General features: G+C 72.4%; 12 protein-coding genes. 11 read left to right on the plus strand and 1 reads right to left on the minus strand.

Annotation, left to right across the window (positions count from 1 at the left end):
* Nucleotides 1-310: 310 nt before the first annotated feature.
* On the minus strand, nt 311-910 hold the full coding sequence (locus ABZY20_RS33465) for a lipocalin family protein (protein WP_356446663.1): 600 nt from the start codon (nt 908-910) through the stop codon (nt 311-313).
* A gap of 384 nt (nt 911-1,294) precedes the next feature.
* On the opposite strand from ABZY20_RS33465, the gene ABZY20_RS33470 reads away from it, so the two are divergent.
* From ABZY20_RS33470 to ABZY20_RS33520, 11 genes are all read left to right on the plus strand, one after another.
* On the plus strand, nt 1,295-1,642 hold the full coding sequence (locus tag ABZY20_RS33470) for a hypothetical protein (protein WP_356446665.1): 348 nt from the start codon (nt 1,295-1,297) through the stop codon (nt 1,640-1,642).
* A 190-nt stretch (nt 1,643-1,832) separates the two neighbouring features.
* The gene (locus ABZY20_RS33475) at nt 1,833-2,789 is read left to right on the plus strand and encodes a helix-turn-helix domain-containing protein (RefSeq protein WP_356446667.1); all 957 of its coding nucleotides are present in this window, start codon (nt 1,833-1,835) and stop codon (nt 2,787-2,789) included.
* A 106-nt stretch (nt 2,790-2,895) separates the two neighbouring features.
* Nucleotides 2,896-3,894 (plus strand): type I glyceraldehyde-3-phosphate dehydrogenase, encoded by a 999-nt coding sequence (gene gap / locus ABZY20_RS33480; protein ID WP_356446669.1) that lies wholly within the window; start codon nt 2,896-2,898, stop codon nt 3,892-3,894.
* 223 nt (nt 3,895-4,117) lie between these two features.
* Nucleotides 4,118-4,519, plus strand: a complete 402-nt coding sequence (locus ABZY20_RS33485; protein ID WP_356446671.1) for a hypothetical protein — start codon at nt 4,118-4,120, stop codon at nt 4,517-4,519.
* On the plus strand, nt 4,516-6,345 hold the full coding sequence (locus ABZY20_RS33490; RefSeq protein ID WP_356446673.1) for a caspase family protein: 1,830 nt from the start codon (nt 4,516-4,518) through the stop codon (nt 6,343-6,345). The genes ABZY20_RS33485 and ABZY20_RS33490 overlap by 4 nt, the downstream gene beginning before the upstream one ends.
* 106 nt (nt 6,346-6,451) lie before the next feature.
* The gene (locus tag ABZY20_RS33495; RefSeq protein ID WP_356446675.1) at nt 6,452-6,841 is read left to right on the plus strand and encodes a CU044_2847 family protein; all 390 of its coding nucleotides are present in this window, start codon (nt 6,452-6,454) and stop codon (nt 6,839-6,841) included.
* A 2-nt stretch (nt 6,842-6,843) separates the two neighbouring features.
* On the plus strand, nt 6,844-11,184 hold the full coding sequence (locus ABZY20_RS33500) for a trypsin-like peptidase domain-containing protein (protein ID WP_356446677.1): 4,341 nt from the start codon (nt 6,844-6,846) through the stop codon (nt 11,182-11,184).
* 56 nt (nt 11,185-11,240) lie between these two features.
* Nucleotides 11,241-11,603, plus strand: coding sequence for a hypothetical protein (locus ABZY20_RS33505; protein WP_356446679.1), 363 nt, complete (start codon nt 11,241-11,243; stop codon nt 11,601-11,603).
* On the plus strand, nt 11,600-15,997 hold the full coding sequence (locus ABZY20_RS33510) for a serine protease (protein ID WP_356446681.1): 4,398 nt from the start codon (nt 11,600-11,602) through the stop codon (nt 15,995-15,997). Before ABZY20_RS33505 ends, ABZY20_RS33510 begins: the two co-directional genes overlap by 4 nt.
* Nucleotides 15,998-16,125: 128 nt before the next feature.
* Nucleotides 16,126-17,349 (plus strand): PP2C family protein-serine/threonine phosphatase, encoded by a 1,224-nt coding sequence (locus ABZY20_RS33515; RefSeq protein WP_356446683.1) that lies wholly within the window; start codon nt 16,126-16,128, stop codon nt 17,347-17,349.
* Nucleotides 17,350-17,566: 217 nt separating this feature from the next.
* On the plus strand, nt 17,567-19,885 hold the full coding sequence (locus ABZY20_RS33520) for an Orn/Lys/Arg decarboxylase N-terminal domain-containing protein (protein ID WP_356446685.1): 2,319 nt from the start codon (nt 17,567-17,569) through the stop codon (nt 19,883-19,885).
* Nucleotides 19,886-19,921 lie beyond the last annotated feature (36 nt).

Raw genomic sequence — 19,921 nt, forward strand, 5'->3', positions numbered from 1 at the left:
ATGCCGCGCCCGCGCGTCACGTTCTCCAGGAACGGGACCACGTCGTCCGGGCCCTCCGGGCCACCGAAGGAGAGCAGGAGCAGGGCGTCGTAGGGATCGGTCGGCGACATCGTCTTCACGGTTCTTCCTCGCGGCTCAAGGGCAGGTGCGCCCCTTCGGTCATGGCCTCACCTGATGTACCGGCCGGAGGGCGGCGGCGGATGCACAGGAGAGGCGAGACGAAGGGCACACATGCCTGCTGCCCTTCCGGAGCGGGCAGCGTGCGCACGGCGGAAGGGCAGCAGGAGCAGGAAGACCCCGGGCGGAGGGCTCAGCAGAGCCGGCCGCTCGTCCTCGCCGCACCGTCCTGGCGTGTGACGCGGAAATCGCATGCGTCGAGGCCCGCCGCCCGGATCGAACCCCGGACCGCGTCCAGCTGGGCTCCGTCCAGGGCCGGGGTACGGGACAGGACGAAGCCGGACTGCCGGTCGCTGTCGGTGACGACGGCCCAGCGGTACGCGGGGTCGAGACCGGTCACGATGTAGTTGGCGTCGTCACTGTGGAGGTACGATCCGGCGATCTTGAGGAAGCTGACGTTGAGGCGCGCGTTGGAGGCATCGAGGGACTTCGCCTCACCGGTCACGGAGCTGGTGGTGTTGAGCCAGGTCGTGCAGGAGTTGCGGACACCGACGGCGCCGGCTGCGGTGAGGGTGTAGTCCGCCTTGACGTTCTTGGCGCACTGGATCTCGAAGAGCTGGGGAACCGCCGCCACCTGGAACCAGGTGCCCAGATAGCGGTTCACGTCGACCCGCTCGACCGCCGGAGGCTGATCCGCGGCGACGGCGGGCGCACCGGCCAGTGCGGGCGCGGCTGCCGCGATGCTGAGCGAACCTGCTGCCGCCAGGGCGATTACGTACCGGGAGAGTGCCACAGTCGTCCCTTCTCGTGCCGCTGATCGCGGCTTCGGATGTGAGGCGTCGCGGCTCTTTCCGCCGATCCGGTCGGCTTGGATTCACCAGACACCTCAACGGGCCGTTTCCTTGGGCGAATCGCCCCGGGCTCGGGCACTGTCCGATGGCGTCATGGCCCCAACTGCCGCCGCTACGCCGTGCGGTGGGCTACGGGTGTGCGATGACATCCGCCCACCCCGGAGGTGGCAGCCTGGACGGGACGAGCATTCCCCACCCTGCCCGTGAACCGCGTCCCAGGGTGCGTCACATCGGCTTGGGTCACGACGAGCGCGCTTCTTTCGGGTGATGAATGGGGGCTGTATGTCGATAGGCTCGATGGTCCGAGAGGCAAGCGAGGAGGCGTGATGACGCTCGTCATCGAGCTGCGACGCGGGGTCTCAACGGCTCGGACCGGGCGGAAGTCAGGACCGCCGCCCGCAGCAGGGACACTTGAGCGGATAGTCGTCGATGGCGAGCTCTGGGCGGCCCTGGAAACGCTGGGCCGACACCGGCTGCCCACCCTTGCTGACGTCGATCCTTACGGGGACACCTTGCTGCGCGGTGAGGCAGTGGACCGCATGGTGCGGGAGCTGGAAGGTTCAGATCTCGCTCGGCTGAGAGACGCCGAGAGCCAGGCCGTCTCGACGCTACTGGCCTGGGGTCTGCGCTGCCGCGCGGAGAAGGATCTGCGCATTGCCTTCTCGGGCGAGTAGTCCAAACACCTGCGATCCTCCCGTCGTCGGACTGGAGTTGTTGTTCACCGCGCTGGTCGCGCAGGCCGACGGCGGCGACTGCCAGCCAGGTACCGCAGCCAGCGTGCCCCTGCCCCCCCACGCCCCGCGCACAAGGCGCGCCAAGGTCACGGCCCAGCAAGCACCCAGCACGCCCACGTAACCTCTCCCCATGCCAGCCCCCCACCTGCACCGCGTGGCCGTCCTCGTGCTCGAAGGGGCGAAGCCGCTCGACGTCGGGATTCCCGCGCAGGTCTTCACCACCCGGGCGAGCATGCCCTACGAGGTCCGGGTCTGCGGGACGGCGCCCGGGCTCGTCACCGGCGGGGACGGTCTCGCCTATCACGTCGCCCACGGTCTCGACACGCTCGCGTGGGCCGACATCGTCTTCGTCCCCGGCTACCGGTTCCCCGACCGTGAGGACCCGCCGCCGGCCGTCGTCGAGGCGCTGATCGCCGCTCACGAGCGGGGCGCACGGCTCGCCGCCATCTCGACGGGTGCCTTCGCGCTCGCCGCCACGGGCCTGCTCGACGGCAAGCGCGCCACGACGCACTGGCACTACGCGCGGGCCCTCGCGGCCCGGCATCCCCTCGTCCGGGTCGACGAGAACGTGCTGTTCGTCGACGAGGGCAGCGTGCTCACCTCGGCCGGTGCCGCCTCCGGTATCGACCTGTGCCTGCACATCCTGCGCGGCGACCTCGGTGTGGCCGCCTCCAACCATGCCGCCCGGCGCCTGGTCGCCGCCCCCTACCGCAGCGGCGGCCAGGCCCAGTACGTGCCGCGCAGCGTCCCCGAGCCGCTCGGCGAGCGGTTCGCCGCCACCCGGGAGTGGGCGCTGCACCGGCTCGGTGAGCCCCTCACCCTCGACACGCTGGCGCGGCAGGCCGGGGTGTCGGCGCGCACGTTCTCCCGGCGCTTCGTGGAGGAGACCGGCTACACGCCGATGCAGTGGGTCATGCGCGCCCGCATCGACCTGGCCCGCGAACTCCTCGAACGCTCCGAGCGCAGCGTCGAGCAGATCGCCGCCGACATCGGGCTCGGCACCGGCGCGAACCTGCGCCTGCACTTCCAGCGCATCCTCGGCACCACACCCAGCGAGTACCGGCGCACCTTCACCCGCGGCGAGTGACCCACCCGGCACGTGTGGCGGGATCCTTTTGAACCATGGCGATCCCGCCACTGTCAGCGGCGCGTGCCGGGAGCGAGCCTGGTGGAGAAGGGAAGGGACACCACTCATGACTCGCATCGCCATCAACGGATTCGGCCGCATCGGGCGCAACGTGCTGCGCGCCCTGCTGGAGCGCGACAGCGCCCTGGAGATCGTCGCCGTCAACGACCTCACCGAACCCGCCGCTCTCGCCCGGCTGCTCGCCTTCGACAGCACGTCCGGCCGGCTCGGGCGCCCGGTGAGCGTCGACGGCGACACCCTCGTCGTCGACGGCCGCCGGATCACGGTCCTGGCCGAGCGCGAACCGGCGCAGCTGCCCTGGGCCGACCTCGGCATCGACATCGTCCTGGAGGCCACCGGCCGCTTCACCTCGGCCAAGGCCGCCCGCGCGCATCTCGACGCGGGCGCCAAGAAGGTGCTCGTCAGCGCGCCGTCGGACGGTGCCGACGTCACGCTCGCGTTCGGTGTGAACACCGGCGCCTACGACCCCGACGTGCACACCGTCGTCTCGAACGCCTCCTGCACCACCAACGCGCTCGCGCCGCTGGCCAAGGTCCTCCACGAACTCGCCGGGATCGAGCACGGGTTCATGACGACGGTGCACGCCTACACCCAGGAGCAGAACCTCCAGGACGGGCCGCACCGCGACGCGCGTCGCGCCCGGGCCGCCGGCGTCAACATCGTGCCCACCACGACCGGGGCCGCCAAGGCGATCGGCCTGGTCCTGCCCGACCTCGACGGCAAGCTGTCGGGCGACTCCATCCGCGTCCCCGTGCCGGTGGGCTCGATCGTCGAGCTCAACACCACCGTCAGCCGCGACGTGACCCGCGAGGACGTGCTGGCCGCCTACCGTGCCGCGGCGGACGGGCCCCTCGCCGGCGTCCTCGAGTACTCCGACGACGCGCTCGTCTCCTCCGACATCGTGGGCAATCCCGCGTCGTCGATCTTCGACTCCGCCCTCACCCGCGTCGACGGCCGCCACGTCAAGGTGGTCGCCTGGTACGACAACGAATGGGGTTTCTCCCACCGCGTGATCGACACTCTCGAACTGCTCGCCGCCCGCTGAGGGGATGCAGGGGTGGTCGCCCGCCGAGGGCTGCCACCCCGGCCCCGGCACGCAAGTCAAGTTGAACGAGAAACCTCACGGTTGAACCGTGAAGTTCATTTCCCCGGGGGCGACTTGCCGCCCCGCTCTGATCAGCGGAAACTGTAGTTGTTGACGTGGACCACACCCGGATTCCGGACTCCGCGCCGCCCCGACGAGCATCAGACGAAGGGGCTGACTTCCGGTGGAGAACACCCAGAACACCCTGCACATCCTCCTCACCGAAGAGGACGCGGACGCCGAACAGATCGCCGAGCTGACCGGCTACCTGCGCGAGGAACTGCTCGACCTCGACGTGGACGACGTCAGGACGGCATCCGGCGGAGAGCCCCCGCCCGGAGCACGGGCCGTGGACGTCACCCAGATCGGTGCCCTGCTGGTGACTCTGGGCAGTTCGGCGACCGCCCTGAACCAGGTGATCACCGTGGTCCGGTCGTGGCTGGGCCGCAGGCATGACACCCACCCGTCGCTGCACCTGAAGATGGGCGACGACGTCCTGGAGGTGTCCGAGGCCACCGACGACCAGGTCTCCGAGGCGTTCAGGATCTTCGTCCAGCGCCACTCCCCCGCCGGAGCCGAGCCATGACGGACACCAGGCACGCGCTGATCATCGCCAACGACCGGTACGCCGACCAGGGGCTGAAGAAACTCAAGGCTCCGGCGCAGGACGCCGAGGCCCTCGAGAGGGTGCTGCACGACCCGCAGATCGGCGACTTCGACGTGGAGATCGTGCACAACGCCACGGCCGATCTCATGCGCCGACGCATCCAGGCCTTCTTCAACGACCGCACCCGCGCCGACACGCTCCTGCTGCACTTCTCCTGCCACGGCCTCAAGAGCGAGTCGGGCGAGCTGTACTTCGCCGCCACCGACACCGAGCCCCCGCTGCTGGCCGCGACGGCCGTCCCCTCCCAGTTCGTCCGCGGCTGCATGTCCGGCACCCGGGCGGGCCGGACCGTCCTGTTCCTCGACTGCTGCTACGGCGGCGCCTTCTCGCGGGGCGCGGCCTCCGTACGCGCTTCCGGTGAGGTCCACGTCCTGGAGTCGTTCGCGAAGGACGAGCCGGCCAGTGGGCGGGGCTGGGCCGTCATCACCGCGTCCGACTCCATGGAGTACTCCTTCGAGGGCAACGAGCTCGCCGAGAACTCGGGTCCCCGGCCTTCGGTGTTCACCCACGCCGTGGTCGAAGGCCTGGAGACCGGCGAGGCCGACCTCGACGCCGACGGACACGTCTCCCTCGACGACCTGTACGACTACGTCTACAGCCACGTGAAGGAGCAGAACCCCCACCAGACGCCCAAGAAGGCGGCGGAGCTGCAGGGGGAACTGCATCTGGCGCACAGCCGGCGCGGCCGCATCAAGATCGCCGCGATTCCCTCACCGCCCTCCCTCCGGGCGGCCCTGGGCAGCGACGAGGTCCTCACGCGCCAGGGCGCCGTACTGGAACTGGACCGACGACTGCAGCACCCCGAGCTGCCCCTGGCGGAAGGGGCACGGCAGCACCTGGAGGAGATCGCCCGCAACGACATCCAGCAGATCGCCGGTCTGGCCTCCGAGGTCCTGGGCAAGATCCGCCTGAGCCCTTCGCCCGACCGGCTCGACTTCGGCATGGTGCCGAGGAACTCGACCCCCCAGAAGCGGTCCGTGACCCTGCACGGCCCACCGCTCGCCCGTCACTGCGTGGCCCAGCCCAAACAGTCCTGGATACGGGTCGACCCGACCCGCAACGGCCTGGACGTCCGCATCGACACGACCGCCGAGGGACATCTGTCCGGCGACATCATGCTCAAGGGGGTGGCCGACGAAGCCGTGCTCCACGTCGAGGCGGTCGTGGCCGCTGCCCGTGAGCCGGACCGCACAAAGCCCAGGCCCCAGCCTCCCCCCACCCCCGCGGAGCCGACGCCCCCGTCGGACGACAGGCGCGACACGGTGATCATCGAGCCCACGCGCCCGCCCCGTCCCCCCAAGCCCCCGCCCTCGACCCCGGCCCCGACCCCTGCCCGCCAGGCGCGACCGGACCGGCCTTCCCCCTCACGACGCGCCCCCGCCCTGGCCGGCGCCGCCCTCGCCCTCGCTCTCGCGTCGGTCGCCACGCTCGTACTGACCCTCCAGCGCGCGACGGTGGCCATCATCGAACGCGGGGACCAAGGGGTGGGCGGCAACGTCGAGGACAACATCCGCGCGTACGGAGCGCTCACGCCCCTCATCGTGTGCCTGATCACCGGTGCGCTGGCACTGGCCGCCGGCGCCTACGCCCGTCACGAGCTGGAGACGGGACGCGAGCACTACGCGAAGCAGGTGGCGAGCAGCACGCACACGCTGGTCTCGGTCGCCAAGGGCCTGGCGATCCCGGCGCTGGTCCTGGCCGTCCTGGCGGGCCTGGCCTATCTGGTGGGCAGTCCTCACTGGTGACCGGCAGGAGAACCCGCCCCGGGCATGACCGCCGTACACCCGGCCACTGGCCCGTCGAGTCGGTAGGGTACGGAGCCGGCGTGGCATGTGTGGCGAAGGGGGAAGCATGGCGTACCTGGTCGAGTTGCCCGTGTCCGGGTCGGGGGACGAGGGGCCGGGGTCCCCTTCGACGGACGCGCCCGACGTCGTCAAGGTGCAGATCGACGAGGTCACCGACGGGTTGGTGCAGGTCGCACGCCCCGGGCAGGTCGTGGCGCGGGCGACCCGGTCGCTGAACGACATGCTCGCCGGGATCCGGCCTGTCGCGGAGAACTTCGTCGACGGTTTCCGTGACATGGCACGCCAACCCGACGAGATCGGCGTCGAGTTCGGCCTGTCCCTGTCGGCCGAGGCGGACGTGGTGATCTCCCGGACGACCGGTCAGGCCAACTTCAAGGTCACTCTGACCTGGCGCAATCCCTCGTCCGGCGAACCGGCGGGCGACACGGCGGGATGAGCGTGCCCGCGTTACCGCCCGAGCGTGCGGTGGCCCCGGGGCCGCAGTCACTGGACGCGGCCGTGCTGCGTGTCCGCGACGGCGGTGGACAGCCTGTCGGCATCGCCTTCCTGGTCTCCGACACGCTCGCACTGACCTGCGCGCACGTGGTCCATGCGGCGCTGGGCACGAGCGGGGACCGGGCGCCTGCCCCATCCGCGCGGATCCGGCTCGATCTGCCCCTCGTCCCGCCCCCGCGGCGTGACGGCGGCACCCCTGTGGCATCGGCCGGTGTCGAGCACTGGGCGCCGCCCCGGGCTCCCGGCGGGAGCGGCTCGGTTCCCTCCCCGCGCGGCGATGCCGTCGGACCCGCCGATGTCGCCGTGCTGCGGCTGGAGGCGCCGCTTCCGGGAGCGGCGCCCGTGCGCCTGGTGGACGCGGACGAGGTGTGGGGACACCCGGTCCGGGCGTTCGGTCTGCCCGCCGGGCGTCCCGGCGGGGTCTGGCACGCGGGCGTGCTGCGGGGACGGCAGGGCGACGGCTGGGTGCAGGCCGATCTCGTCGGCAGCGGCTACCCGGTGTCGCGCGGTTTCAGCGGCGGACCCGTGTGGGACGACCGGCTCTCGGGCGTGGTCGGCATGGTCACGGTCGCCGAGTCCGGGCAGCCGCCCGTCAGTTACCTGATCCCCACCAGCGGGCTGCTGGCCGCCTGGCCCGAGCTGCGCGCGGTGACGCTGCCGCCCTCGCCGTTCCGCGGACTGTCGGCGTTCCGGGAGACGGACGCGGCGGTCTTCCACGGCAGGCGGGCCGAGACCGACGAGGTGGTGCGGGCGCTGGCCGCCGAGACCCGGGTCACCGTGGTGGGACCGTCGGGTTCCGGCAAGTCCTCCCTGGCCCTGGCCGGAGTGGTTCCCCGGTTGCGCGCGGAAGGCGCTCAGGCGGTGGTCCTGCGCCCCACTCCGGGCAGCGGCCCGCGCGCCGCCCTCGCCGCCGAGCTGCTGCCCCTGCTGGAACCGGACCTGCCCGCGGCCGAGCACGCCGACCGGATCGCGGAACTCGCCTCACTTCTGGCCCTCCAGGGCCCGGCGGACGTCGTGGCCCGGCTGCTGCGACTGCGGCGCGCCGCCTCACTGCTGATCGTGGTCGACCAGTTCGAGGAGGTCCTCGCCCTGGACCCGGCCGCCGTCGCGGAGTTCGCCGCCCTGCTCACCGGCGGCGCGCTGCCCGGCACCGTCCGCGTGCTGATCACGTTGCGCGCCGACTTCCTGGAGCCGGTGCTGGCCCATCCGCGGTTCGGCCCCGAGATCGGCGGACGCCTGTACGCGCTGGCCCCACCGGCCCCCGAGCGCCTGCGCGAGATCGTCACCGCACCGGTCGAGGCCGTACCCGGTGTGTCCTACGAGCCGCATCTGGCCGAGCGCATCCTCGCCGACACGGGACCGGGACCGGGCGAGCTGCCGCTGCTGGGTCTCACCCTCGACCTGCTGTGGCAGCGGCAGGAGGGCGGTCTGCTGACGCACCGGGCGTACGAGGAACTCGGCGGTGTCGCCGGCGCGTTGGGCGAGCACGCCGATCGTGTCTGGGAGGCGTGCGTGCCGCCGCAGGACGAGGAGGCGGCCAGGCGGCTGTTCACCCGGCTCGTGCGGATCCCGGCGGGCGTGAGCGCGCCCACCCGCCGGATGGCGCTGCGCACCGAGCTGGGCGCCGGGGAGTGGCGCGTCGCGCAACGCCTGGCCGGGACGCGGCTGCTGGTCGTCGGCGGCAACGCCGAGGGCACCGAGACCGTGGAGCTCGCCCACGAGGCGCTGATCAGCGGATGGCGCACACTGGCCGACTGGACCGAAGGGGACCGCGCCTTTTTGGAGTGGCGGGCCGCACTGCAGCAGGACGTGGACCGCTGGGAGGAGGCGGAGCGCGCGCCGCAGTTGCTGCCGACGGCGCTGCAACTCGCCCGGGCGCTGGAATGGGAGAGCGAGCGTCTCGACGAACTGAGCGACAGGGAGCGGGGTTACCTGGATGCCGGCCGCGCCCATCGTCGCAGGAGGGTGCGCAGGCGACGGGTGCTGCTCGCGGCGGTCGGCGTCGTGGTGCTGCTGGTCCTGGTGGCCCTGTCGTCGTTCCACGCCGCGCGGCAGGAGAGCCGGGAGCGGGCGGCACAGGCGGCGTCCCGCGCCCTGGCCGTGGCCGCGGAGGACGAGACGAACACCGAACCGGCCCTCGGCGTCCTCAAGGCGCTGGCCGCTCACCGGACGGCGCCGACGCCGGAGTCGCGCAACGAACTCCTCCGGCAGTACCTGCGGCATCAGGGCTACGACCGGGTGCTGTCCGGAGTGCTGGGCACGGTCAGGCAGGCAGCCACCAGCCGGGACGGCGACGTCGTGCTGGCCACGTCGCAACTGGGCCGGGCGATCGTGTACGTGGGTGCGGTCTCCGGGCGGGTGCGCAGCGCCCAGGTGCCCGCGACGGGGCAGGTCATGGAGGTCGCGGTGTCCGCGGACGGCAGGCGCGTCGCCTACGTCCAGGCGGACGGCGAGGCCGTGTGGTTCGAGGTGGACCCCGGTGCGGAAGACCTGCTCGGCCCGGTGCACCGGCTGCCCGACGCGCCGGGCAGCGGTGCCGGCGGGGAACCTGCGGTGCGTCCCGCCCTGTCGGCCGACGGCCGCGTGTTCGCCGCTCGGGTCCGGGGCCGTCTGGTGTGGTGGAACCTGGACAGGGGCACGCTCGCCGGTACCCTGCCCGCGCCCCCGGACCTGACGCAGGCGGTCTGGTTCGGCCCGGACGGGCGGACGCTGCTGACGACGGTCTACACGGCCGCGGGTGCGCAGGCCCTGCAGTCCGTCGACCTGCGCACCGGCCGCGCCAGGCGACTCCTGTCCGGCGCCCAGGAGATCCATCTGTCCGGGGACCGCCGCACCGCGGTCGTGTGCCGCGAGGAGAAGGACCGGTCCGTCGTCAGCCGTCATCGGACCTCCGACGGCGCGGGCATCGGCCGCCCCTATCGCGAGCGGGACGAGGCGTACATCACTGACATGTGCACGGTGGACGCCGTGGACACGACCGGGCGGCGCGTCGCGCTCCGGTGGAGCGACGAACTGCGGGTGATCGATCTGGACGGCGGAGCGGTGATCTCCGGCGCCCGGCTTGTGGAACACACTCCCACGCAGTTCACACCCGTGCCGCTCCTCACCGAGTCCCGCGGCAGGCTCTACTACGCGGGCTGGCAGGAGTCGATGATCGCCCTGGTGGACCTGACCCGCGGCAGGCGGCTGCCGCAGGCGGCCGCTCAGCAACGGCTCACCCCCGACGGACGACGCACGGTAACCGTCACGGAGGACGGTTCCCGCATGGAGCTGCGCCCGGCAGGCCCCCGGCACAGCGGACGCGTCCTGGCCCGGGCAGCGCGCGCCAGGCCGTACTGGGTACCCGGGGAGACCGATCTGCCCGTCTTCGACGGCACCGGGGAACTCGTCGCCGACCGCGAGGCCCGGAGCAGGGTCGTCATCCGTGACGCGGACACGCTGCGGAAGGTGGCCACCGTCACCGCCGTGCAGCCGCCCGAGACCCGGCCCGACACCCGGCGGGTCCGGGACCTGGACGTCAGCGGTGCGCTGACCTGGCGCTCACCGAAGTACGGGTTCCGCTACCACTTCGACCACACCGGCCGTCTGCTGACCGTCTCCGGCACCGTCGTCCAGCAGTGGGACCCCCGCTCGGGGCGGCAGACCGCCCGCTTCGAGGCCGGGGCGCTGCGTCCTGCCGACGACCCGGACGCGCTCCTGACGATCGCCCCGTACCCCGCCCGCGACAAGGTCTCCGTGATCGTGCGGGGACAGCCCGGCATCCGCGTCGTCGACATCACGGACGGACGGGTCACGGACCGCGTACGCACCGAAGCCGACGTCCTGTCCGCCCAATTCGGACCCGGCGGACGGTACTTCGCGGTGATGCGACGCAGCACGGGGCTCGAGGTGTGGCAGCGCGCGGACGTCCCGCGCCGGGTGCTGGGCCCGCTGAGCACCGTCGGCGAGAGGGCCATCACGCCGTACCTCGCGGTCTTCCTCGACGACGGCCGCTACCTCATCGCCGCCGACCAGGCCGTCCGCACCTACCGGTTGGGCGAGGGCGGCTACGACGACTCGTACGTGATCGACGATGCGACGCCCGGGGAGGCCTCCTACCTGGACGTGTCCGGGGACGGAAAGACCGTGCTCTGGGGCGCTTTCGACGCACCGGGCCAGGCCCTGGCCCTCGATCCCGGGCTGTGGGCACGGGAGTTGTGCCGCATCGTCGGGGAGCGGGAGTTCACGGCGGACGAGCGCGACGACCTCCCGGCGGAGGCGAGGACGCGGAACCTGTGCGCGTGAGCACCGGGGGCTGCCCGGCCGGCGTTGACGAGGAGGGACGCAGTGAAGGGGGACGCATGGCGCACCGGATCGAACCACCGGTGTCCGTGGCCGGTGGCGCCACGGACACCGCACCGCGGGGCGGGGCGGGGGCCGTTCCGGTGCGGGCCGCAGCGGGGCCTGCCGCCCCGGTCGAGGCCGCCCGGCCGGGCCGGGTCATGACACCGGTGAGCCGGGTGTGCCACGACCCGCTCGCCGGGGCCGGACGGGTCGCCGCGCACTCCGTCGGCGCCTTCCGTGACCTGCCCGACGGGATCGGCGGCGGGTCCGCCCTGGTCCCGTCGGCGGGCGCCGGCCCGGTGCTGCCCCGGACGGCCGGGCGAGAGCCCCTCACGCTCACCCCGGTCGGGCACCGGCCGCCGGACGGGGAGGCGGAATGACGTCGGCCCGGGAACCGGAACACCGGTCGGCGGCCATCGGGGCCGGCGCCCTCGACAGGGCGCTGCTGCGCATCCTCGACGCGCGGCGCCAACCTGTCGGAGTCGGCTTCCTGGTGTCCGACACGGTGGCTCTGACCTGCGCGCACGTGGTCCGCGCCGCCCTCGGCGCAGCGGAGGGCACGCCACCGCGGCCCGGCGCGCGCGTCCAGGTCGACCTGCCCCTCGTGCCGGCCGCGCCGAGCGCGGAGGCGGTCGTCGAACAGTGGGTGCCGCCTCGGGCGCCGGGCGACTCGTCCGCCGGTACGGCGTCCGGCGCGGCCGATGTCGCCGTGCTGCGGTTCGCGGCCGCACCGCGGCGGGCGGGACCGGTGCGGCTGGTCGACGCGGACGCGGTGGCGGACGCGTCGGCGGACGGGTTGTGGGGGCACCGGGTGCGGGCGTTCGGACTGCCCGCCGGGCGGCCCGGTGGGGTCTGGCACGCGGGGGTGCTGCGCGGGCGGCAGGCCGACGGATGGGTGCAGGCCGATCTCGCCGGTTCCGGCTACCGGGTGTCGCGGGGCTTCAGCGGTGGGCCGGTGTGGGACGACCGGCTGTCGGGCGTGGTCGGCATGGTCGCCGTCGCCGAGTCCGGGCAGCCGCCCGTCGGTTACCTGATCCCCACCGGCGGCCTGGTGGCCGCCTGGCCCGAACTGGGCACGCTCGTGCTGCCCCCCTCGCCGTTCCGCGGACTCGAGGCCTTCGAGGAGGCCGACGCGGCGGTCTTCCACGGCAGACGCAAGGAGAGCGACCGCGTCGCCCGGGCGCTCGAAGATCAGCAGTGGGTCACGGTCGTGGGCCCGTCCGGGTCCGGCAAGTCGTCGCTCGCGCTCGCCGGCGTGGCGCCACGGCTGCGTGCGCGCGGCGCCTGCGTCGCCGTCATGCGGCCCGCCTCCGGCAGCAGCCCTCTCGCGGCCCTCACCTCCGCGCTGCTGCCCCTGCTGGAACCCGACCTGCCGGAGACCCGCCGGCTGGCACGCCTGCCCGAACTGTGCGCGGCCTTGCGCCGGGACGGCCTCGCCGAGACCACGGAGCGTCTGCTCGCACGGCAGGGTGGCAGCCGGCTGCTGGTGGTGGTCGACCAGTTCGAGGAGTTGCTGCAGCAACCGCCGGACGCCGTCCGCGAACTGGCCGACGTGCTGTTCGCCGCCGATGCCGTGCCGCGGGCCGTCCGCGTACTGGCCACCTTGCGCGCCGACTTCCTCGAACCCGTCCTCGGCGACCCGCGCCTCGGCCCCGTCACCGGCCGGTACCTGCACGGCCTCGACCCGCTCGGCGAGGACGGGCTGCGCGACATCGTCACCGCCCCCGTGGACGCCCTCCCCGGCGTCCGCTACGAACCCCATCTCGCCGAGCGCATCCTCGCCGACACCGGCACCGGACCGGGCGTCCTGCCGCTCCTCGCCCTCACCCTCGACCTGCTGTGGCAGCGGCAGGAGGACGGCGTGCTCACCCACCGGGCGTACGACGAGATCGGCGGGGTCACCGGTGCGCTCGGCAACCACGCCGACCGGGTCTGGGCCGAACACGTGCCGCCTCAGGACGAGGTGACGGCCCGCCGGCTGTTCACCCAGCTCGTCCGGCTGCCGATCGGAGCGGCGGTGGCCACCCGTCGTCTCGTCCGGCGCGGCGACCTCGGCGCGGAGCAGTGGCGCGTCGCCCAGCGGCTCGCCGCGCACACCCGGCTTCTCGTCACCGACCGCAGCGCCGAGGGCACGCAGACCGTGGAGCTCACGCACGAGGCACTGATCGGCGCGTGGGACAAGCTCGCCGCGTGGGTGGCCGAGGACCGGTCCTTCCTCGCCTGGCGGGAGACCGTACGGCACGAGATGGACCGCTGGCGACAGGCGCAGCGAGCCGCCGAGCACCTGCCGACCACCGCGGCCATGGCCGGCGCGGAGCAGTGGCTCCCCGACCGCGACGCGGCCCTGACCGAGGCCGAGCGGGACTACCTGGCCGCCGGCCGGGCCCACCGCCGCGCCCGCGCCCGCCGGCGCTTCGCCGTGTCCTCGGCCCTGGCCACGGCCGTGGTGTTCGCCCTGGTGCTCGGCATGCTCTACGTCGTCGAGCGCCGCAGCAGCGAGGAACGCGCCGCCCTCGGCGCCTCCCGTGCCCTCGCCCAGGCCGCGCAGGAGGCCACGGTCACCGACCCGGCCCGCGCCGCGCTGCTCTCCCTCGCCGCCTACGACACGTCCCCCACGCAGGAGGCCGAGAACGAACTGCTGCGCCAGTACCTCCAGTACAACGACCACGACCGGGTCCTCTCCGGCGACCTCGGCGACACCGTCTTCGACAAGAGCCGCGACGGCGACGTGGTCCTGGCGGCGGCCGGACGTTCCGGAGCCGTCCTGTTCGTGCGCGCCCTGACCGGACCGGTGCGCACGGTGCGGGTGCCGTCCAACGGCAAGGTCGAGTACGTCATGGTCTCCGCCGACGGCCACCGCGCCGCCTACGTCCAAAGCGACGGCAAGGCCGCGTGGTTCGAGGTGCGTCCCGACGCGCAGCGGCCCGCCGGTCCCCTGCACCGGCTGCCCGACGCCCCCGGCATCGGCACAATGTGGAGCGACAGCGTCACTCCCGCGATGTCCCTCGACGGCCGGCTGATCGTCGCGCACGTGCGCAAGCGCGTGGTCTGGTGGAACCTGGACGAGGGCCGGCACGGCGCCCTCGCCGGGAGTCTGCCGGCGCCCGAAGGGCTGGAGTTCAAGATGTGGCCGGCCCCCGACAACCGGACGCTGCTGGTGCCCGTGTACAAGCGGTTCGGCGCTTTCGGGAGCGGCGAGCGGGGCAGTCTGCTGGCCCTCGACCTCGTCACCGGCAGGAGCCGGCTGGTGGTGCGCGCCGACGCCGACCAGATCCGCGTCTCCGGCGACCGGACCCGAGCCGTCCTGTGCCACACCCGGGGTGGGACGGCCGAGGTCACCGTCCACCGGGTGACGGACGGCGCCCGGGAGGGCATCGCCTACCGGGAGAGGAACAAGGAGTTCGCGTCCGACGCCTGTCTGGTGCAGTCCGTCGACTGGCCGGGACTCCGAATCGCCCTCAACTCCGCCAAGGGCCTCACCGTGGCCGACATGCGCGACGGCAGGGTGCTGTCGCGCAACGGCCTGCCCGCCTCGGCCTCCTCGCTGGCCAAGACCAGCCCATGGCTCGTGGAGTCCGGCGGCAGGCTCTACTACCTCCGGCACGACGAGTCGTTCATCGGATTCGTGCAACTGCGTCCCGGCTACTGGTTCCTGGACGTGGCCCAGCAGATCCTCACGCACGACGGCAGGCACACGATCACCGTCCTGGCGGACGGCTCGCGCATGCAGGTGCACCACGCGCGCGAGGTCAGCGCCCGCGTCCTCGCCGACGTGCCGCGCCGCAAGCCCTACTGGGTACCCCGACGCGCCGAACCCCTCGCCATGGACCGCGCAGGACGGCTCGTCGCCGACCGCGAGGGCGCGAACATCGTGACCGTCCGCGACGCCACCACCCTGCGCCGCACCGCGACCGTCACCGCCGCCGAGCCTCCCCTCCTGGAGGATTCCGCACCGTCGACCGGCGACATCCGGCTCGGCGGCGGCGACCGGAAAAGCGTCAAGCACCCGACGTACGACTTCAGTTACTTCTTCGACCGCGGAGGGAGACTGATCACCGTCTCGGGAGACGTGGTCGAGCAGTGGGATCCGCGCACCGGCCGGCGCATCGTGCGCTTCGACGCCGCGAGGATCCGCGCACGGGCCGGGGGTGCCGAGGACGCGGAGCTGATGATCGGGCCCTATCCGGGAACGAACCGGGTCACCGTCATCGTCCTGGACCGGCCCGGCATCCACATCGTCGACATCACGACCGGACGCGTCACCGAGACCGTGAGGACCGGCGACGACATCCTCGCCACCCACTTCGATCCCAGCGGCCGGTACTTCGCGATCCTGCGCCGGGGCTCGATCTTCGAACTCTGGCGGCGCGGCGACCCGCCGCAAAAGGAGATCGGCCCCCTGCGCAGCATCGCCGAATCGGACGAGACGCCGTACGCCGCTGGTTTCCTGCCCCACGGCCGCTATCTCGTCGCCGCGAACAACGCCGTACGCGTCCACCGGCTCGGCAAGCCCGGCTACGAGACCTTCTACTCCTTCACCGGCCCGCCCGACAGCAGGCTCGAAGGGCAGCACGCCTTCCTGGGCGCTTCCGAGGACGGCAGCACCGTGCTGCACATCGGCCCGGACGGCACCGGCGGACCGCTCCAGCTGGCACCGGGCCGGTGGTACCGCGAGCTGTGCGACATCATCGGCGACCGGGAGCTCACCGCGAGCGAGGTGGACCTGCTGCCCGCCGTTCCGAGCACCAGGAAACCCTGTGCGGCGCGGAAGTGATCCGTACCCGGGCAGGGCGACCGCTCCTCCTGGCAGGCACCCGGCGCCGCCGTCACCGCCGGACCCAGCCTGCCGTCGTATACGAAGGTGCGCGCATTTCCGGCCGGACTGCCGGGAAACCGCACAGCATGGAGGACTGGGAGAGGCCTGCGCCGGGCGATGTCGGTTTGGATCTGGACGAGGTGCTGGGAGCCGCAAAGGACGCCACCCCCGTGGAGTCGGTGGACGTGGTGGCCCGGAATCTGGAGAAGCGGTTCTCGGCGAGCGAAGTGTCCTTCCTGCTGGTCGACATGCTCGGGCAGGAAGCCGTACGGCTCCCCCGAGCCGGCACGGCCCGCCAGGCGCGTGGCGCGGTGGAGAGACTCAGGTTGACGGGCAGCGTCTACGACCGGGTCCTGCGCTCCCAGCGCCTGCACCAGGAGCCGGACGGGGAGGGCGGCTGCCGGATGGTGGCCCCGGTGACGAACCGCGGTGACTGCATCGGGGTGCTGGACCTGGCGGTGCCCTACGCGGACGGCACGGTCCGCGACGCGGTGGCGCAGGCCGCGCACGCGCTGGCGTACATCGTGGTCACCGACCGCCGCTTCACCGACCTGTACCACTGGGGCCGGCGCACCACCACGATGAGCCTGGCCGCTGAGATCCAGCATCAGCTGCTGCCCTCGGCACCCTGCTGCGAGGCCGCGCAGTTCACCCTGGCCGGCGGCCTGGTCCCGGCCGACGACATCGGCGGCGACACCTACGACTACGCCCTGGACCAGGACGTCCTCAACCTGTCGATCACCGACGCCATGGGGCACGACACGGCCTCCGCCCTGCTGGCCACGCTGACCGTGAACGCCCTGCGCGGCGCCCGCCGTGCCGGGCTCGGCATGCTCGATCAGGCGTACGCCGCCCACCGGGCGATCACCCGCCACGGCCGCGGCATGACCACCGGCCAGCTGCTGCGTGTCCGGCTGGAGACCGGCGTCTGCGAGCTGGTCAACGCCGGGCACCCCTGGCCGCTGCGGATGCGCGCGGGCCGCGTGGAGGAGCTGGCCATCAAGGTGAACATGCCGTTCGGCGTGCCCGCTCCGGTCCGCTACGAGGTGCAGCGCCTTCGCCTGGAGCCCGGCGACCGCCTGGTACTGATCACCGACGGGATGCACGAGCGCGCCGCCGCCTCGGTCGACCTGTACGCCCTCGTCCACGACACCCGCGGCGAACACCCTCGCGAAGTGGTCCGGGCCATGACCACAGCGGTGTACGACGCCTGCGAGGGGGCGCTGCCCGACGACGCCACGACTCTGGTGCTGGACTGGCACGGCAGCCGCCCGGGCCAGCGGCGCACCAGCGGCGGTTCGAGCACCTGACCGGCGGGCGGCGTTCCCGGGCGCGTCCGTCACCCGCGGCATCCGAATGACGCTCAGCAGGGCATCGGCGTGTGGCTGGACACGCCTGGAACGCCTCGATGATCTTGATGGCGAAACAGCCGGCCCGTTGCCGCGCAGCAGACGGCCGGGCCCGGTTCCGTCATGCCCGGGCCGCCGTCGAGGGGGCCGGGAAACTCTTCGTGCGGGAGGGAACGCCATGAAGCGTCCCAGCATCCTCGTCGCAGTGGGCGGCACGGACTCCGACGGCGTTCCCTACCAGCGCGTGACGGAGGTCTGCACCCAGCTCACCGGTCTCGGTTACGACGTGGAGGTGGTCGACAACGCGGCCGACGCCATGGCCGTGGCCTCCTCCCGGGCCGATCTGGCCGCCGCTCTGGTGAGCTGGGAGCTTCCCGGCCCGACGAGCGACGTGCACGGGGAGAAGGAGACAGGCGCGGAGAGCGTGCTGAGGGTCCTGATGGACCATTTCTCCTCCCGGATTCCCGTGTACCTCCTGACGACCGGCGATTACACGGACGACACCCCGCTGTGGGTGTCGGAGGTGATCAACGGCTGGGTGTACCTCATGGAGGACACCGCCGCGTTCATCGCCGGACGGGTCGACACCGCGTCAGGTGCGTACCGCCAGAAGATCCTGCCGCCCTTCTTCAGCCGGTTGCGGCGCTTCGACGACACGCACGAGTACTCATGGCACACGCCCTCGCACCACGGCGGGGTGGCCTTCCTGAAGTCTCCGGTGGGCCGGGCGTTCTACGACTACTACGGTGAGCAACTGCTGCGCAGCGACCTCTCCGTATCGGTCGGGGAGTTGGGTTCGCTCTTCGAGCACACCGGCCCGATCGGTGAGGCGGAGAAGAACGCCGCGCGGGTCTTCGGGGCGGACGACACGTACTTCGTGCTGCACGGCACGTCGACGTCCGTGCGGATGCTGCTGCACGGCACGGTGGCGCACGACGAGATCGTGCTGGTGGACCGCAACTGCCACAAGGCGATCAACCACGGCGTCATCATGTCCCTGGGCCGTCCCGTCTACCTCGTCCCCACGCGGAACGGCTACGGCCTCACCGGCCCCATTCCCCCCTCGCGGATGACCGAGGAGGCGGTCCGCGGGCAGATCAAGAAGAGCCCTCTCGCCAAAGGTGCCGTGAGCCCGCACCCGGCCTCCGCCGTCATCACCAACTCGACGTACGACGGCCTGTGTTACGACGCCGTCCGCGTGGCGGGACTGCTCGCCCCCTGCGCCCGCGCCCTCCAGTTCGACGAGGCCTGGTTCGCCTACGCGCACTTCCACCCGCTCTACGAGCGCCGCTACGGCATGGCGATCGACCCCGGCTCGCTGGACGGCGGCCACCGACCGACGGTCTTCGCCAGCCAGTCCACGCACAAGCTGCTGGCGGCCCTCTCCCAGGCGGCCATGGTCCACGTCAAGCAGGGGGCCGGGCGGCTCCCGGCCCGGGAGATCTTCGACGAGACCTACATGATGCACGCCACGACATCGCCGCTCTACCCGATGATCGCCTCGCTGGACGTCGCCGCGGGCATGATGGACGGCCCGTCCGGCACGTGGCTGACCACGGAGGCGATCACCGAGGCGATCCGGTTCCGGCAGGCGGCGGTACGGCTCGGCAGACGCCTCGCCGAGGCAGGTGACCGCCCCCGGTGGTTCTTCGGGGTGTGGCAGCCCGAAGAGGTCACCGACCCCGAGACCGGGCGGACCCATGCGTTCGACCGGGCGCCGCTCGACCTCCTGCGGAAGGAGAGCGCCTGCTGGGTGCTGGACCCGAAGGACACCTGGCACGGTTTCAGCGACCTCGAGGACGGCTTCTGCCTGCTGGACCCGATCAAAGTCACCGTTACCTGCCCGGGGGTGAACGCCCAGGGCGACCTCGGCTCCTTCGGCGTCCCGGCCCGGATCGTCACCGCCTATCTGGAGACCCGGCAGATCGTGGTGGAGAAGACGGACCTCTACACCTTCCTGCTGCTGTTCTCCATGGGCATCACGAAGGGCAAGTGGGGCACCCTCCTCGACGCCCTCACCGACTTCAAGAAGCTCCACGACGAAGGCGCCGCGCTCAGCGACGTGCTCCCCGGGCTCACCGGGAAACACCCCGAGCGGTACGGGAAGTCCACCCTGCCCGAGCTGTGCGAGGAGATGCACGCCTACCTGTCGGACAACGGGCTCATCAAGCTCCTGAACGACGCCTTCACCGGCGCCACCCCGCCCGACCCCTCCCTCACCCCGGCGAAGGCGTACCAGAAGTTCATCCAGGGCGACACCGAGCTCCTCTCCCTGGACGAACTGCCCGGCCGCGTCGTCGCCACCCAGATCGCCCTCTACCCGCCCGGCATCCCGGTCCTCATGCCCGGAGAACGCGTGGGCGCCGGGGATTCCGACCTCATGAAGTACCTGAAGCTGCTGGAGGCGTTCGACCAGAGGTTCCCGGGCTTCGGCAACGAGACGCACGGCGTCCACCACGCGGACGGGAAGTACTTCATCCGCTGCGTCACACGCTGAGAGGGCTGGGGCGGGATCGTCCGGCGGCTTCGCCCG

The organism is Streptomyces sp. NPDC006624, assembly GCF_040611555.1.
Lineage (GTDB): Bacteria > Actinomycetota > Actinomycetes > Streptomycetales > Streptomycetaceae > Streptomyces.

What these genes read in the sequence shown, in the direction of transcription:
- ABZY20_RS33475 (WP_356446667.1), top strand. Translation starts at nt 1,833, where the DNA reads ATGCCAGCCCCCCACCTGCACCGCGTGGCCGTCCTCGTGCTCGAAGGG.
- ABZY20_RS33520 (WP_356446685.1), top strand. Translation starts at nt 17,567, where the DNA reads ATGAAGCGTCCCAGCATCCTCGTCGCAGTGGGCGGCACGGACTCCGAC.
- ABZY20_RS33505 (WP_356446679.1), top strand. Translation starts at nt 11,241, where the DNA reads ATGGCGCACCGGATCGAACCACCGGTGTCCGTGGCCGGTGGCGCCACG.
- ABZY20_RS33515 (WP_356446683.1), top strand. Translation starts at nt 16,126, where the DNA reads ATGGAGGACTGGGAGAGGCCTGCGCCGGGCGATGTCGGTTTGGATCTG.
- ABZY20_RS33495 (WP_356446675.1), top strand. Translation starts at nt 6,452, where the DNA reads ATGGCGTACCTGGTCGAGTTGCCCGTGTCCGGGTCGGGGGACGAGGGG.
- ABZY20_RS33470 (WP_356446665.1), top strand. Translation starts at nt 1,295, where the DNA reads ATGACGCTCGTCATCGAGCTGCGACGCGGGGTCTCAACGGCTCGGACC.
- gap (WP_356446669.1), top strand. Translation starts at nt 2,896, where the DNA reads ATGACTCGCATCGCCATCAACGGATTCGGCCGCATCGGGCGCAACGTG.
- ABZY20_RS33490 (WP_356446673.1), top strand. Translation starts at nt 4,516, where the DNA reads ATGACGGACACCAGGCACGCGCTGATCATCGCCAACGACCGGTACGCC.
- ABZY20_RS33510 (WP_356446681.1), top strand. Translation starts at nt 11,600, where the DNA reads ATGACGTCGGCCCGGGAACCGGAACACCGGTCGGCGGCCATCGGGGCC.